This is a genomic window from Collinsella sp. TF11-5AC, from assembly GCF_003436775.1.
Taxonomy (GTDB): Bacteria; Actinomycetota; Coriobacteriia; order Coriobacteriales; family Coriobacteriaceae; genus Collinsella.
Map to the genome: position 1 here is coordinate 85,640 of NZ_QSQO01000007.1, position 16,414 is coordinate 102,053.

Consider the following 16,414-nt stretch of genomic DNA (forward strand, 5'->3'; position numbering starts at 1 on the left):
AGGAAAGGAAACAGATATGGCAGAGAAGACCCCGGTCGAGCAGCTTACGTACAAGCAGGCCTCGCAAGAGCTGGAGCTCATCATCCGCAGCTTGGAGTCGGGCGATATGGAGCTCGAGGAGTCGCTTGAGAGCTACACCCGCGGCGTCGAGCTCCTCAAGAGCCTGCGCACCCGCTTGTCCGATGCCGAGCAGAAGGTCTCGGTGCTCCTTAAGGACGTCGACGGCAACGACGTACTCGCCGACGGCGAGGCCGCCAACACCGACGACAACCTTTCGTTCTAACCATCCCGACCAAATATAATTACCTTGGTCTGTGAGAAAGGAACAACCATGTGTGATTGCATCTTCTGCAAAATTGCCAACCACGATATCCCCTCGACCGTCGTCTACGAGGACGACCAGGTCATCGCGTTCGACGACCTTAACCCCCAGGCGCCGGTCCACACGCTCGTGATCCCCAAGAAGCACTACAGCGACATCGCCGACAACGTGCCAGCCGAGACCATGGGCGCCATGGCTCACGCCATCCAGGAGGTCGCCAAGGCCAAGGGACTGGAGGACGGTTTCCGCGTCATTTCCAACAAGGGTGTCAACGCCGGCCAGACCGTCATGCACTTCCATATGCACGTCCTCGGCGGCAAAAACCTGGGCGAGAACCTCATCTGAGGACGCGTAGCCCGTCGACTTGGCGGCCTTTGGAGTACTCTATGCAGCTTTCTCAACTCGAATACCTTCAAGCGGTAGCGAACTATGGCGGCGTGCGCAAAGCAGCTCGCGCCGTTCATGTGAGTCCGCAGGCCGTTTCGTCGGCAATCAAAAAGTTGGAATCTGAGTATCAGATTGTTTTGCTCGACCGATCGGCGGGGGAGGCTGTTTTGTCTCCGGCGGGCAGAGAGCTCGCGCGTCGCGCACGTATGATCCTGGCACAAGTCGACGATCTCAAAAAGTACGTTCAATCGAGGGGCGGCGGCGTTTCGCCCGATGGCCACTTTCGTCTTTACGCCCCCTGCCTTCATGGACGGGGGCGCCTTTTTGCCGAAAGCTGGTATGACTCGTTTGAACGCTCGCACCCTCAGATTCACCTTGATGTGTGGCATCAGCCAACGGCTACATGCTTTGAATCACTTGTGCTTGGCATTTCGGATGCGGCTATCTCATTCGAGGAACCACGGGACAGCGTCCTTTCTTCAAAATATTTGGGTGAAAAGGAGCTCAAGGTTCTTTCATGCCCAGCGGGTCATCAATCTGTGGGCGCCATGACCATTCGCGAGTTACTGGGCGGCAGGCTCGCTGTTCCCATTAATTTGTCACCCTGTCTCAATGCAATCAATCAATGTCCCGAAGCCCAGCTCGTCAATTTTCGCTTCCGTGATGTTGAATACGGAAACAGGGCGCAGACTGAGTTTCTTCAAGCCGGGGGATTGATATTGAGTTTTTCTGGCTCTTCTCTCGCATCAGATGTATTGGAAGTGAGCGAGTGCTCCATTGAAGGTTCGCGTGACGTAGCCTTGCCCATCTACTTTTGCTATCGACAAAATGCCTGGACTGATCGACACCAGACGGTTTTTCTGCACCTATTGCGTCATCTTGCTTCGTGAGATTAATTGGCTTCGAGGCATCAAGTGATTATTGACGCCTTGTAACACATGGCTGACAGCTTTGCCCTCATGCTTTTCCAAGATTCCGATTTAGATTGCTGACTCTTGGAGGGTGGAGCATGAAAAACCGTACGGTTTTGCTTTATATGACGTTCGTTTTTCTGTCGAACTTCAGCACCATCTTGTATTTTCTAACTGTCTACCTTGAGTTCGTCGGACTTTCGATGGTATCGATTTCTAGCATGATGATTGCATATCAAGTGAGCAAGTTCATCCTTGAAGTTCCCACTGGCTATATTGCTGATAAGTTTGGACGAAAGACAAGCGGTCTCGTTGGCGTCGTGGGAGTGCTTGGATACTACGCCGCCCTGCTTCTCGTCCGTTCTCCCCTGCTTTTAATCGGTGCGTTCGCTCTCAAGGGTTTTGCCGTTGCGTGTGTGAGCGGATCCATCGAAGCGATTTACATTGACAGCGTCTCTCAGGACCAGCTCGTAAGACTTAATGTCGTTGAGCGATTTGTTTTCTATGCCTCTTATGCCATCTCCGCTTGCGTGGGCGGTTTCATTTCGTCCGTCGGTGCATATCTCATTGGTCTTTCGGCAGATATCATCGCAATGGTGTTGACGTTGGTTGTCGTTGTCTGCATTCCTGAAATGCGAAGAGGAGGCACTGCGACGACACCTGAACATGGGATTAGCCCGAAGATGATCGGTACCGCTATTGCGGGTAATGGCATTCTTCGTTCAGCGTTCATCATGGACTGTTCTCAGGCATTTGCTTTTGTCGCCCTGGAAGACTTTTTCTCACTGCTGCTTGCGGGTCGCGGAATGAATGCCGTCGCTTCGGGTGTGACCATTGCGGTCCAGCTCCTTGCCTCGGCCTCCATGGGACTTATTGTGCCCTGTGCGATTGCTCATGTCGACAAGGGCCGCTTTGCGCGTATTTGCGGCATCGTTCGCTTAGTATTGACAGCTTTGTTTTTGATCCCCCTTACTCCGGCTAATTTGCTGCCCGTGTTCTATGTGCTGCAGACGGTTGCGTACTCGTTATTTGCTCCAATTAAATACTCAATTATTCAAAAGGCAGCCGATTCTTCGATGCGCTGTTCACTGATTTCGGTTCAAAGCCAGATGGTGGCGGTGGGTGCCGTTCTTTTCTATCTGCTCAACGCTGTGTTGAGTAGCGTTGCGGGCATTCGAGTCGTATTGCTTGTCGCGCTCGGGATTTCTTCCCTTGTGTATATCCCCGCGCTATTTCGTCTTACAAGCCAAAGGTCATGAGTATTTGGGCACCGATAACTTATATATCAACGCAATAAACCCGAGCGCGAGGGCGTTTGGGTTTATTATTGAAGCGTATGTAACCTGGCGGCGCCACACCGCCTGTTAGTAGGGAGACACATGAACGTTCTGGTCGTCAACGCAGGATCTTCGACCCTTAAGTATCAGGTCATCGATACCAAGTCCCACAAGGTGTCCGCAAAGGGCTCCTGCGAGCGCGTCTGTTTTACCGGCGGTACCTTCACCCACGCTGCCAACGGCTCCAAGAAGGTGACCGAGAACATCGAGTTCCCCGACCACAAGGTCGCCATCGAGGTCGTCCTGAAGGACCTCGAGGCCAACGGCGTCAAGATCGAGGGTATCGGCCACCGTATCGTTCAGGGCGGTTGGTACTTCGGTGATTCCTCCCTCGTCGACGAGGACGTCCTCGCCAAGATCCGCGAGGTTGCTCCGCTCGCCCCGCTGCACAATAACCCCGAGGCCAACGTTATCGAGTACTGCCTGGAGCAGTATCCCGACCTGCCCAACGTCACGGTCTATGACACCGCTTTCCACTTCAACATGCCCGAGGTCGCCAAGACTTACGCTCTGCCCAAGGATGTTTGCGACAAGCTGCACATTCGTAAGTACGGCGCCCACGGCACCAGCTACCGCTACATCTCCAAGAAGGTCGCCGAGATGACCAACGGCGGGGCCCGCAAGGTCGTCGTGTGCCACATCGGTTCCGGTGCCTCCCTGTGCGCCATCGAGGACGGCAAGTGCATGGACACCACCATGGGTCTCACCCCGCTTGACGGCGTCATGATGGGCACCCGCTGTGGCTCCATCGACCCGGCTACCGTGTGCTACCTGCAGCGCGAGGGCGGCTACACCTTCGACGAGGTTGACGAGATGATGAACAAGAAGTCCGGCCTTTTGGCTGTGACCGGTGGCAAGACCAACGACTGCCGCAATGTCGAGGAGCTCGCTGCCGCTGGCGACCCCGAGGCTCAGCTCGCCTTCGATATGTTCGTCTACAAGATTGCCGCCAAGGCTGCCGAGATGGCCACTTCTATGTGCGGTATGGACACCCTGGTCTTTACCGCCGGCATCGGCGAGCACGCTCCGGCCGTCCGCGCCGGCGTTGCCGACCGCCTGGCCTTTATGGGCGTCAAGATGGATCATGCCCGCAACGCCCTGCGTGGTGACGGCGCTTGGTGCCTGTCTGCCAAGGATTCCAAGGTCAAGATTTTCGTCATCCCCACGGACGAGGAGTTCATGATCGCTTCCGACGTCGAGCGCATCGTCAACGGCAAGTAATTGCAAGAGGGGAGGGGCTGGACGACCGAGCGCCGTTCAGCCCCTCTTTTGTCTCGTTGAGCGATATGCCTGATAGCTATTTATCAAGTTGTGATAACTTCTTATTAACATGCGGCCGCCTTAAGGGGTCTGCGCCGACCGTATCGCACTGCAAAGGAGTCTCATGAACGTACTTGTTGTCAACGCCGGCAGCTCGAGCCTTAAATATCAGCTTTTGGATACCGATACCCGCGAGGTTTTCGCCAAGGGCAACTGCGAGCGTATCGGCTCGGACATGGGCATCTTTGGCCACTCCGAGAACGGTGGTGCCAAGCAGACCGAGGAGATTCCTTTTCCCGATCATCGCTGCGCCATTGCGCGCGTGCTCGAGGAGCTCGAGAAGACCGACTTTACGATCGATGGCATCGGCCACCGTATCGTTCAGGGTGGCTGGCACTTCGATGATTCCGCGGTCGTCGACGATGAGGTCATGGCTAAGATCCTCGAGGTTGCTCCGCTCGCCCCGCTGCACAATTACGGCGAGGCCGCGGCAATCGAATATTGCCGTGAGAAGTATCCGGAGCTGCCCAACGTGGCCGTCTTCGACACCTCGTTCCACATGACCATGCCCGAGGTCGCCTACACCTACGCGCTGCCCAAGGACGTGTGCGACAAGTACCACGTGCGCAAGTACGGTGCCCACGGCACGAGTCACCGCTATGAGTGGATGATGGCCAAGGAGATCCTGGGCTCGCGCTGCCACCGCCTGCTCTCGTGCCATTTGGGCAACGGCGCCTCGCTTGCCGCCATCGAGGACGGTGTATGCCGCGATACCACGATGGGCCTCACGCCGCTCGACGGCCTGATGATGGGCACCCGTTGTGGTTCCATTGACCCGGCTACCGTGTGCTACCTGCAGCGCGAGGGCGGCTACAGCTACCAGGAAGTCGATGACATGATGAACAAGCAGTCTGGTCTGCTTGCCATCTCGGGCATCTCCAACGACGCCCGTGACATCCGTACGCGCGCCTCCGAGGGCGACGAGCGCTGCCTGCTCGCCTTCGATATGTTCGCCTACAAGGCCATGCAGCAGGCCGGCTCCATGATCGCTTCCATGGCGGGCGTGGACACCATTACCTTTACCGCCGGCATCGGCGAGAATGACTGGTCGATCCGCAAGGCCTTCTGCGACTGCTTCGAGTGGCTGGGCGTGCGCATCGACAACAACAAGAACCGCGAGGCCGTGGGCAACGGTCCGCAGGTCATCAGCGCCGCCGGTTCCGCCGTCACGGTCATGGTCATCCCCACCGACGAGGAATACATGATCGCCCACGACGTCGAGCGCCTGACCAAGAACAACTAACGCATTCGTCTGTAATTGACAAAAAGGCCTCCAGAGCAACAGCCCGGAGGCCTTTTTACTAGCAGGCGGAAATTCCAGTTCCAAAGTGATCATCGCCGGCAACGCCTGCGCTCCCAGCAACGTCACCCATTCGTTCAGATCCTCAGCCCCAGCTCGTAGCCAAGCCGCCGCCCACTCCAGATTCCCTGACTGCTGCGTGACGGCAGGGACCCTGCAGGGCAAAGCTCTGAAAACATTCCGCAGGACGCAAAGAGGCTCCGCCGCGCGAAGCGCGCAGCGGAGCCTCTTTGCATGTCCGAGGACGTTTTCAGAGCTTTGCCCTGCAGGGTCCCGAGGGGATATGTAAGCTATTCAGCCATCTGAGCCTGGACGGCGGTGATGGCTACGACACCCACGATGTCGTCGGCAGAGCAGCCGCGCGAAAGGTCGTTAACCGGCTTGGCGATGCCCTGCAGGATGGGGCCGTAAGCGTCGGCGCCGGCGAAGCGCTGGACCAGCTTGTAGCCGATGTTGCCGGCCTCGAGATCGGGGAACACAAGCACGTTGGCCTTGCCGGCAACGGAGGAGCCGGGGGCCTTGAGCTGGGCGACGGTGGGAACGATGGCGGCGTCGAGCTGCAGGTCGCCATCGATGGCGAGCTCGGGAGCCTTCTCCTTGCAGAACTTAACGGCCTCCTGGACCTTCTTGGCGACCTCGCCGCCGGCGGAGCCCATGGTGGAGTAGGAGAGCATGGCCACGTGCGGCTCGACGCTGCCCATAAAGGTGGACCAGGAGTGAGCGGAGGCGATGGCGATCTCGGAGAGCTCGTCGGAGGACGGGTTGATGTTGAGGCCGCAGTCGGCGAAGATCAGCGTACCGTCGGTGCCGAACTGCGGGGTGTCGGTGCACATCACGAAGAAGGCCGAGACCAGCTTGGTACCCGGGGCGGTCTTAAGGATCTGCAGCGCGGGGCGCAGGGTGTCGGCGGTGGAGTGGCAGGCGCCGGAGACCAGGCCGTCGGCGTCACCCATCTTGACCATCATGGTGCCAAAGTAGGTGGCGTCCATCACCTGGGCGCGAGCCTGCTCGATGGTGACGCCCTTCTTGGCGCGGAGCTCGGCAAACTTCTGCGCGTACTCCTCGTGCTTCTCGGCATTGCGCGGATCGATGACGGTGGCGCCGGGAACGTTGATCTCGTCGGGGTTGCCCAGGATGACGATCTTTGCCAGGCCCTCCTCGATGATCTTGGTGGCCGCGACGATGGTGCGCGGATCCTCGCCCTCGGGCAGGACGATCGTCTTAAGGTCGGCCTTGGCGGCAGACTTCATACGGTTAAGGAAATCGCTCATGTTACTCCTTACAAGCGTTTCACTAAGCTCCAGGCACCCGGCTGTTCACGAATAAACCCGCTGCTAGCGGGTTTACCTTTCAAATTTGTACGCCGCGGTGCTTGAGCTTTCCTTGTGTGGCAAGCTTATTATAGGACGCATTAGCGCTATAATCGCTCTGATAAATATGTCTCGAAGAATGTTCGAGAAAAGCCCAGCTAACGAGCCCGTGGCTTTTGACAAGGAGTATCGATGCAGATTACCTCAGGCCTGCCTGAAGGCTTTAACGCCGGCGCGTACGACATGATTGTCGTCGGTGCTGGATATGCCGGTGCCGTTTGCGCCCGCCGTCTTGCCGAGACCATCGGCTATCGTGTTGCCGTTTTGGAGCGCCGTAGCCACATTGCGGGCAATGCCTATGACTGCACTGACGAGGCCGGAATCCTGATCCACGAGTACGGTCCGCATATCTATCACACCTTTAACGAGCGCGTGCACAATTTCCTGTCGCGCTTTACCAAGTGGACGGATTATCAGCACAAGGTGCTCGCCAACATCAACGGCACCCTTATGCCCGTGCCCTTCAACCACGCGAGTCTCAAGCTCGCCTTTGGTGACGAGCGCGGCGAGGAGCTGTATCAGAAGCTCGTGGAGACCTTTGGCAAGGATGTCAAGGTGCCCATTATGGAGCTGCGTAAGAAGAACGATCCCGACTTGGCCGAGGTCGCTGATTACGTCTACGAGAACGTCTTTTTGCATTACACCATGAAGCAGTGGGGCCAGACGCCCGACCAGATCGATCCCTCGATCACCGGCCGTGTTCCCGTCTTTGTGGGCGACGATGACCGCTACTTCCCGCAGGCTCCCTTCCAGGGCATGCCGCAGGACGGCTATACCGCGCTGTTCGAGCATATGCTCGACCACGATCTGATTGATGTGTTCTGCGACGTGGACGCCCGCGACCTCTTCGAGATCGACGAGACCACCGTCAAGATCGACGGTAAGGTCTATGGCGGCGAGATCGTTTATACCGGTCCGCTCGATGAGCTGTTCAACCTCGACCTGGGCGCTCTGCCGTACCGTACGCTCGATATGAAGTTCGAGACGCTCGATATGGACCAGTTCCAGCCTGTGGGCACCGTCAATTACACCACGAGCGAGGATTACACGCGTATCACCGAGTTCAAGAACATGACTGGTCAGGTCCTGCCCGGCAAGACCACCATCATGAAGGAGTACTCCAAGGCCTATACGCCCGGCTCGGGCGAGACGCCGTACTACGCCATTCTTGAGCCCGAGAACCGTGAGCTCTATGAGCGCTATCTTGAGCGCGTCCAGAACCTGACAAACTTCCACCCGGTGGGTCGTCTGGCCGAGTATCGTTACTACGATATGGATGCCGTGACCAATTCCGCCCTCGATCTTTCGGATGAGATTATCGCCTGCCATGCATAAAGTCATAACATTCGGTATTCCCTCGTATAACGCCGCTAAGGACATGGACCATTGCATCACCTCCATCTTGGAGGGGAGCAATTATGCCACCGATATCGAGATTATCGTGGTGGACGACGGCTCCAAGGATGAGACGGCCGCCAAGGCCGACGAGTGGGAGGCCCGTTATCCTGGAATCATCCGCGCGGTGCACCAGGAGAATGGCGGCCACGGTATTGCCGTCCTTTCGGGTCTGCGCGAGGCGCAGGGCACCTACTACAAGGTTGTCGACTCGGACGACTGGCTTGACGGCGCTGCCCTTTCGACCATGCTGTCGATTCTGCGCGGCTTTGAAGAGCGCGACCAGCGCGTTGACCTGTTTATCTCGAACTACGTGTACGAGAAGGTTTACGAGGGTACGCATACGGCCATTGGTTACAAGTTTGCCCTGCCTCGAAAAAAGATCTTTACCTGGGACCAGATCGGCCATTTCCGCCTGGACCAGAATCTGCTCATGCATAGCCTGTGCTATCGCACGGACGTGCTGCGCGAGTCCAACCTTCCCATGCCGCCGCACACGTTCTATGTGGACAACATCTACGCCTACGTGCCGCTGCCGCGTTGCAAGACCATGTACTACGCCGACATCGACCTCTATCGCTACTTTATCGGTCGCGAGGGCCAGAGTGTCAACGAGGCCACGATGGTCAAGCGTCTGGACCAGCAGTTCCGTGTTACGCGCATCATGATGGAGTCGTACCACCTGTACAGCGATGTCGAGTCGTCGCGTCTGCGTTCGTACATGATGGGTTATTTCACTATGATGATGGCGATCTGCTCGGTGCTCACCAAGCTTTCCGACGAGGATTGCGCCGACGAGCGCCTGAAGACGCTGTGGGCGGACCTGAAGGCCTACGATGAGCGCATGTATCGTCGTGCTCGCTACGGCGTGGTCGGCTTCTTCACTAACCTCCGCGGTCGTGCCGGAGACAAAACCACACTCGGCCTATACCGTCTTGCCTCAAAGATCTTCAAATTCAACTAGCTGCTGAGTAATCGCTGCTGATAGGTTGACTGGGCCCCTTGGCCTTTAGTTTGCTACTGCGAACAGTCCTGCTCGCACGGAAAGCACATTAAGTGCTTTCCGGCTCGTGCGGAACTTGTATCAAACTAAAGGCCAAGGGGCCTCTGCTATAAGAATCGATTGTCAGGTTATTTGAATTTGAAGATCTTCGACGCGCGGTACACAGGGGCCTGGGCTGAAAAGAATCTGGTTGGTAGGTTGCCCGGTGGGATTTGGTTATGTTTGTCGCGAGTTCCGCACGAGCCGAAGAGCACTTAATGTGCTCTTCGTGCGAGCCAGGACTGTAGAGCAGCAAACATAACCAAACCCCACCGGGCAACCGGACGAGCTAGTTTACTTTGCGGCGCCGGGGATGCCGTGGGAGGTTTTGGCGGTTTTGGCTCCGTTTACGATGGCGGTTTCCAGGGCCCTTACGGCGAGCATGCCCAGTAGGTCTAGGGGTGCGGCGGCGCTAGCCTGGGCACCCAACTTGCCGCTGGCAAGGGTGTAGATGGTGTCGCCGTCGTTGGTGGTGTGCGTGGGACGGATGGCGTGTGCGTAGGCGTCTGCGGCCATCTGGGAGACCTTGGTGGCTTGTGCCTTAGTGAGTTCCACGTTGGTGACGATGCAGCTGATGGTGGTGTTGGTGCGGTCGAGCGGCATCTGCATGGATCCGGCGGCGGCAAAGGCCGCGAGTTCCATGTCGACGATCTGGTCGCTATCGGCGGCGGCGCGCATGCCGGCGACCCACTCTCCGGTGAAGGGGTCGACCACGTTGCCGCAGGCGTTGACCGAAACCACGGCGCCTACCTTAACGGGACCGAGCGCCACGGCGGCAGCGCCAAGGCCGGCCTTCATGCAGGTGGCGGGGCCCATGAGCTTTCCGACGGTGGCACCTGTGCCGGCACCTACATTGCCCTGCTCGAGCGTGGTGGGGGTGTTGTCGAGTGCTTCGCGCACGGCGGCGATGCCGGCCTCAATGTCGGGGCGAACGGTGGGGTTACCAAAGGCGAGATCGAAGATACAGCTGGAGCACACGATAGGCACCTGCGTGGGGCCGACGGGAAGGCCGATGCCGCGGCTCTCAAGCTCGCGAGCGACGCCGCTTGCAGCCTCGAGGCCAAAGGCCGATCCACCCGAAAGGCAGACGGCGTGGACCTTGTCGACAGTGTTCTCGGGTCGCAGCAGGTCGGTTTCGCGCGATGCCGGGGCACCGCCGCGAACGTCAACGCCGCCGGTGGCGCCCTCGGGTGCCACGATTACGGTGCAACCGGTGCCGGCCTCCTCGTCCGTATAGTTGCCATAGCAAAAGCCATCGACATTGCAAACATCGATGGCTTCGAGCAGCGTGTCCATATTTTCTCCTATCGGTTTTCCGCCGGGCCTTATGCCCGGTCGGGATCCGTACGGTACGGCAAAATTGTAGGCGCTGGGGGATACCCAGCGCCAGATGCAATTACGAGAGTTTTTGAATCGCGCTTGCGACGCGAGCGATGGGCAAGCCCACCACGTTGTAGAAGTCGCCCGAAATGTCATGCACGAGCATGCGGCCGCCTGTGCCCTGGATGCCGTAGGCCCCAGCCTTGTCCATGGGTTCGCCGGAGGCGACATAGTGCTCGATCTGCTCTTCGGTAAGCTCATAGAACGTCACGTCGGTCACATCGACAAACGACAGACTCTCGGCGGCATGCGGAGCTGTAGCGTCGCCGGCTTTAACGATGCAGACGCCGGTCGCAACCTGGTGCGTGCGGCCCGAAAGCTCGCGGAGCATGGTGCGCGCCTCGTCCTCGTTTGCCGGTTTACCCAAAATCTTGCCATCGAAGGTGACGATGGTATCGGCCGCGACGGTCAGCTCATTGGGCTCGGCATGCTCGGCGGCGACGGCAGCGGCTTTGGCACGCGCCAAACGCTCGACGAGCGTAAGCGGAGCTTCGCCATCAAAGGGCGTTTCATCGATATCTGCGGGAATCACGCGAATGTTGTAGCCTGCCTCATGCATCAGCTCAATGCGGCGCGGCGATTGCGAAGCCAAGATCATAGTTGGATGCCCTCGGCGACCTTCTCGACGGCCTTGTCACCGGCGAGCGTGCGCAGCAGCTCCAAGGCAAAGGGGAGTGACTGCGCCATGCCGCTGGCAGTGATAATATTGCCGTCTTGCGTGACCTTCTCGCCGGTATAAGCTCCCTCGGGGAAGCTCTTCTCAAAGCCAGGGAAGCATGTGGCGCGGCGCCCCTCGAGTAAACCAAGCTCGCCCAGGATAAACGGGGCGGCGCAGATGGCGGCAACGTGCTTGGTCGCGGCGAAATCGCAGACTACGTCGCAGACGCGCTGGTCGGCGCGCAGGTTGGTGGCACCGGGCAGGCCGCCGGGCAGCACGACGCAGTCGTACTCGTCAAAGTTGATCTCGTCAAAGAGGGTATCGCAAGTCACGGGAATCTGCAGCGAGCTCACGACCTCGCGCGTGGGCATGATCGAGACGAGCGTGGCGCGCACGCCGCCGCGACGCATGACGTCGACCATGGTCAGGCATTCAATCGTTTCAAAGCCATCGGCGGCGAGAACGGCAACGCTGGGCATGAGAGTTCCTTTCGTAAGGCGGCATACAATTAGCCGTCTTATACCCCGAAGACCTCCGCTTGCCACGCTCGATTTCCCAATGATTTTTCTGAGCAATGATTAAGTGGCTAGTTGCGCCTAAGGTGGACGACGGTTTCGCAGTGGAAGGTTTGCGGGAACAGGTCAACTGGCGTGATCTTTACGGGGGAGAAGGTGCCTTCTTCGACAAAGCGTTTGAGATCGCGTGCCAGGGTGGCCGGGTCACAGCTCACGTAGGCGACATCGCGAGCACTCGTGCTGGCGATAAGGTCGATCGCCTCGGGGGCGAGGCCTGCACGCGGCGGGTCGACCACCAGGACATCGGCGTCCTGATCGGGGAACTCGCGCACCGCGTCGCCGCCGATGACGTCGACGTTATCGAGTTTGTTGATCTCCAGGTTACGGCGCAGGTCGCGCACGGCCGGGCCGTAAGCCTCGACGGCGGCAACAAAGTCGCAGCGGCGGGCGAGCGGCAGGGTGAAGGTTCCAGCTCCGCAATACAGGTCCACGGCAAGTTCGTCTTCCTGCGGGTCGAGCGCCTCCATGACAAGCTCGATCAAAATCTCGGCACCCTTGGTGTTGACCTGGAAAAACGACGGGGCAGACAAGCGCATCTGACCCTCGGCGATATTCTCGGTCCATGAGCCCTCTCCGGCGAGCATTTCGACCTTGGAGACACGGCGGGCCTTCTTTTCGCCCTTGCTCATCACGCGCACGACACTTGTGGGGTGCGCGGCGTCTGCCAGCACGCGCGAGACCTGTGAGCGCGGGAAAGAGCCCGTAGGCGTCCAGAGCGCCACCTCGAGTGCCTTGGTGCGACGCGAGGCGCGAATGCCCACGCGCTCCAAGCCCAGGTCGTGGCTGCCGCTCAGATAATTGAGCGCGCCGACAACCGATTTGAGTGCCTTGGGGAAGCGTTTGTCGAACAACGGGCACGAATCGACGGTCACAATCTTGCTGGGATCGACGCCGTGCATGCCAAGACGCACGCGGCCGTTTACAACGGTCGGTTCGAGCTCAATTTTATTGCGGTAGCCCCAATCGTCCTTGGTGTGGCGGATGGGCTGCACCAGCTCGTCGACTTGCTCAGGGGTGAACTTGCCGATGCGCTCGAGCGTGGAGCGCAGGTTTTGCTCCTTGGCGGCAAGCTGAGCGGTGCGCGAGAGATTGCCCCACGAGCAGCCACCGCAGACGCCCACGAAGGGGCAGGGAGGCTGAATTCGATCGGGGCTTGGCTCCAGAACCTCGGTGGTGCGGGCGCGCATGAACGACTTGCCGTCCTGCACGATTTCGGCCTCGACGGTATCGCCCGCCACGGCGCCCTGCACAAATACGGCCTTGCCGTTGTCGGCGTGCGCCAGACTATCGGCGCCATACGTCATCGATTCTATGGTGAGCTTCATATTCCTGCCCGTCATTCGCGTTGTTGTCCGCAACCATGGTATCAGGGAAAAGCGCCCCGCATCCGAGGCTTTCCTCAAATGCGGGGCGCTTCTACAAACTGCTTCTACAAACGACTATTTCGTCTTACCGGTAATGAGCGTCTTAAGACCCAGGCCGATCAGGCCCAAGCCCATGCGCACGCGGCCGGGGCGATGGCGCTCAATGGCCTTGGTCTTGCCGGCGGGCTTATCGCGACGGGCGCTCGTCTCGGGTGCGGGCTTAGCTGCCTGCGGCTCGGGCTGAGGTGCAGGTGCGGGCTCGGGCTCAATGACGGTCGCCTGGACCTTCTGAACCTCGGGTGTGGCCGGCTGCGGCTTAGGAGCAGGGGCGGGCTTTGCCTCAATGACGGGCTCGGGCGCGGCCTCGGCGTTGCGGTAGGCACGCTCCAGCAGGGCTTCCTGCGAGTTGAAGGGTTTCTCACCCTCTGCGCGCTCCACGGGGACCCAGGTGCCGTCGCTCGTGAGGCTGCGGGCCTTCACGTTGTCGCGCAGCTGCATGCTCATGTACTCGTGCACCAGGGCGCGGCAGGTGGGGTCGAGCACGGGGAAGGCGATCTCCACGCGGTGCTCGGTGTTGCGTGTCATCATGTCGGCCGAGCTCAGATAGATCATGTCCGAGTCCACGCCAAAGGCGTAAACGCGCGCATGCTCCAAAAAGCGTCCGACGATAGAACGGACATGCACGTTCTCGGTCTTGCCAGGAACGCCCGGCTTGAGGCACGAGATGCCGCGGATGATCATGTCCACGCGGACTCCTGCGCACGATGCCTCGGCGATCTTGTCGATGACCTCGCGGTCGGTGAGCGAGTTGAGTTTAAAGAACACGCGGGCGGGCTCGCCGGCGAGGGCGCGCTGGATCTCGCGGTCAAGCCCGCGCATGATGAGCGGTTTCAGTCCGACGGGCGCCACACCCAGGAAGCGGTAATCGCCGCGCAGGTTGCCCAGCGACAGGTTGCGGAAGAACAGGTTGGCGTCCTCGCCGATGCCGGGGTGAGCGGTCATGAGCATAAAGTCGCTGTAGAGTTTGGCCGTCTTCTCGTTAAAGTTGCCGGTGCCCAGCAGCGTCAAGCGCGTTAGCGCCATGCCCTCGCGATAGGTGAGCTGGCAGATCTTGGAGTGGCACTTAAAGCCCTCGGAGCCGTAGATGACGGTGCAGCCGGCCTCTTCCAGGCGCTCGGCCCACTCGATGTTGTTCTGCTCGTCAAAGCGCGCGCGGAGCTCCATGAGCACCGTGACCTCTTTGCCGTTCTCGGCGGCATCGATCAGCGACTCGCACAGGCGGCTCTGCTTGGCCACGCGGTAGAGCGTGATGCGCAGCGAGATGCAATCGGGGTCGTAGGCGGCCTCGTGCACCAGGTCCAAGAACGGATTCATGGCCTCGTAAGGGTAAAAGAGCAGCTTGTCGTGCTGCAGCACCTGCTCGCGGATGGAACGGGCCATGTCGATGGTGGGGTTGGGCTGCGGCTTAAACGGCGTAAAGAGCAGCTCGTTGCGCAGGTGCTCGGGAATCTTGCCCTCAATGCCAAAGACGTAGCCTAGGTCGAGCGGGATATCGCAGGTAAAGACAGAGCGGCGCGAAAGCTCGAGCGCCTTGCGGATGGTCTTGAGCGTCGCCTTCTCGAGCGACCCCGAGACCGCGAGCACCACCGGCTGCAGGCGCAAGCGTTTCTTGAGGATGCGCTTCATGTGCTGACGGTAATCCTCTTCCTCCTCGACGCCCTCGCCGTCCGGGTCGATGTCGGCGTTGCGGGTGACGCGGATGAGCGCGCGGTCGAGCGGCTTATAGGAGCCAAAGCAGCTGTCCAGGCAGGCGAGGATGACGTCCTCGAGCAGAATGTAGGAGTAGGTGCCGGCGGGCGAGGGGATCTCGACCACGCGGTTCATCGAGGCGGGAATCTCGATGAGGCCCAGCAGACTTTCCTCGTCGGTGACGCCGTCCAGGCCGCAGGCCAGGTAGAGTGCGCCGTTGCGCAGGTTGGGGAAGGGGTGGCGCGGGTCAATCACCAGCGGTGAGATGACCGGCGACACGTAGGCCTGGAAGTAGCGGGTTACAAAGGTGCGCTCCTCGGGCGTAAGCGAATCGGCACGCGCGCGGTGAACGCCCAGGGCGTCGAGCTTGCCCTCGATGCTCTTAAAGATGGACTCCCATCGGGTAAGGAGCCCGGGCATTTCGGCCATGACGGCATCGACCTGTTCGGAGGCGGTCATATTGCTCTTGTTGTCGACAGGCTGTTTTTTGAGCTCTGCCAGATCGGACAGGCCGCCCACGCGCACCATGAGAAACTCGTCGAGGTTGGACTCGAAAATCGACACGAACTTTAGACGCTCGAACAGCGGAACGGTCTCGTCGAAGGCTTCGTCAAGCACACGGTTGTCAAAGCGCAGCCAGCTGAGCTCTCGGTTCTGCGTGTACGAGAAGTCGCGCGGCGGCTTGCGCAGCTTTGCGGCGGCTTGCTTTTTTTCGATTTTGCTCGGCATATGCATCTGTCCGTTCAGTCCCCGCAGGGGACGGTTGCCTAACACTATTCACTATTGTCTCAATTTAGTCGACCTATGGCACGGACGTATCGCGTGAACGGTATCTTTACCTACTTCTTACGCTGACAAGCCATAGAGCTGACGCCCGTCACGTTGTGAAAAAACGGTCTATATCCTCACTCAACTGGTGAGTATATGTGAATAAGAATGATAGGTAGCTGAATATCATCGAATACAGACAGAAACACGAACAAGCGTCATTTATATACATAAAACCGTTTTAGATATGCAATTCCTAATCGAAAGATTGGAGTTGTAATTGCGAATGATTTTTGAGAAAAAAGAGCGTTTACCTTAGAAAAGTTACTTTAGAACGCCGAAGTACATCATGGGGGAATCACATGCGATATACCGTTCATCGCACTTTGTTGACCGTTCGGGGGCGAGGTGGAATTGCGGCTGATTTTTGGATATAACTAGAGCTGTCAGCAAGCAGCGTCTCATATGGAGGGGCGCTGATACATTCGGCCGAAAGGCCCGAAAGAAAGGTAGGAGGCCATGACGAAAGGTCTGCA

Annotated in this window: 14 protein-coding genes; 8 read left to right on the forward strand and 6 right to left on the reverse strand. The window is 58.9% G+C overall.

All coding sequences use genetic code 11. The features are described from left to right. Positions 1-16: 16 nt before the first annotated feature. The 6 genes from xseB to DXD16_RS05025 all read left to right on the forward strand — a co-directional run bounded on the left by xseB (position 17) and on the right by DXD16_RS05025 (position 5,520). Positions 17-283: an exodeoxyribonuclease VII small subunit gene (xseB, locus tag DXD16_RS05000; RefSeq protein WP_006234311.1), complete on the forward strand. Its 267-nt coding sequence runs from the start codon at positions 17-19 to the stop codon at positions 281-283. Between the two features lie 48 nt (positions 284-331). Then, positions 332-667, forward strand: a complete 336-nt coding sequence (locus DXD16_RS05005) for a histidine triad nucleotide-binding protein (RefSeq protein ID WP_117655318.1) — start codon at positions 332-334, stop codon at positions 665-667. Between the two features lie 41 nt (positions 668-708). Next, positions 709-1,599 (forward strand): LysR family transcriptional regulator, encoded by an 891-nt coding sequence (locus DXD16_RS05010; protein WP_117655319.1) that lies wholly within the window; start codon positions 709-711, stop codon positions 1,597-1,599. A 119-nt stretch (positions 1,600-1,718) separates the two neighbouring features. After that, positions 1,719-2,879: an MFS transporter gene (locus DXD16_RS05015; RefSeq protein ID WP_117655320.1), complete on the forward strand. Its 1,161-nt coding sequence runs from the start codon at positions 1,719-1,721 to the stop codon at positions 2,877-2,879. Between the two features lie 120 nt (positions 2,880-2,999). Beyond that, on the forward strand, positions 3,000-4,178 hold the full coding sequence (locus tag DXD16_RS05020; protein WP_117583927.1) for an acetate/propionate family kinase: 1,179 nt from the start codon (positions 3,000-3,002) through the stop codon (positions 4,176-4,178). A gap of 163 nt (positions 4,179-4,341) precedes the next feature. Next, on the forward strand, positions 4,342-5,520 hold the full coding sequence (locus DXD16_RS05025) for an acetate/propionate family kinase (protein WP_117655321.1): 1,179 nt from the start codon (positions 4,342-4,344) through the stop codon (positions 5,518-5,520). A gap of 347 nt (positions 5,521-5,867) precedes the next feature. Here the strand turns inward: DXD16_RS05025 and pta are convergent, their stop codons facing one another. Continuing rightward, entirely contained in the window at positions 5,868-6,848 is a 981-nt protein-coding gene (gene pta, locus DXD16_RS05030; protein ID WP_117655322.1) for a phosphate acetyltransferase, read from the reverse strand. A gap of 231 nt (positions 6,849-7,079) precedes the next feature. Here pta and glf point away from each other — a divergent pair, with 231 nt between their 5' ends. Beyond that, the gene (gene glf, locus DXD16_RS05035; protein WP_022094097.1) at positions 7,080-8,282 is read left to right on the forward strand and encodes a UDP-galactopyranose mutase; all 1,203 of its coding nucleotides are present in this window, start codon (positions 7,080-7,082) and stop codon (positions 8,280-8,282) included. After that, entirely contained in the window at positions 8,275-9,306 is a 1,032-nt protein-coding gene (locus DXD16_RS05040) for a glycosyltransferase family 2 protein (protein ID WP_117655323.1), read from the forward strand. The genes glf and DXD16_RS05040 overlap by 8 nt, the downstream gene beginning before the upstream one ends. A 372-nt stretch (positions 9,307-9,678) precedes the next feature. Here the strand turns inward: DXD16_RS05040 and DXD16_RS05045 are convergent, their stop codons facing one another. The 5 genes from DXD16_RS05045 to ppk1 form a co-directional block, all read right to left on the reverse strand. After that, a complete protein-coding gene (locus DXD16_RS05045) occupies positions 9,679-10,680 on the reverse strand; it encodes a P1 family peptidase (protein ID WP_117655324.1) in 1,002 nt (333 codons plus the stop codon). Positions 10,681-10,780: 100 nt separating this feature from the next. Next, positions 10,781-11,362: a nucleoside triphosphate pyrophosphatase gene (locus DXD16_RS05050; RefSeq protein ID WP_117655325.1), complete on the reverse strand. Its 582-nt coding sequence runs from the start codon at positions 11,360-11,362 to the stop codon at positions 10,781-10,783. Continuing rightward, complete coding sequence (locus tag DXD16_RS05055) at positions 11,359-11,901, reverse strand: DJ-1 family glyoxalase III (protein WP_117655326.1); 543 nt, start codon at positions 11,899-11,901, stop codon at positions 11,359-11,361. Before DXD16_RS05055 ends, DXD16_RS05050 begins: the two co-directional genes overlap by 4 nt. Positions 11,902-12,008: 107 nt before the next feature. Next, complete coding sequence (gene rlmD, locus DXD16_RS05060; protein WP_117655327.1) at positions 12,009-13,337, reverse strand: 23S rRNA (uracil(1939)-C(5))-methyltransferase RlmD; 1,329 nt, start codon at positions 13,335-13,337, stop codon at positions 12,009-12,011. A gap of 99 nt (positions 13,338-13,436) precedes the next feature. Then, on the reverse strand, positions 13,437-15,839 hold the full coding sequence (gene ppk1, locus DXD16_RS05065; protein ID WP_233502624.1) for a polyphosphate kinase 1: 2,403 nt from the start codon (positions 15,837-15,839) through the stop codon (positions 13,437-13,439). Between the last annotated feature and the right edge of the window lie 575 nt (positions 15,840-16,414).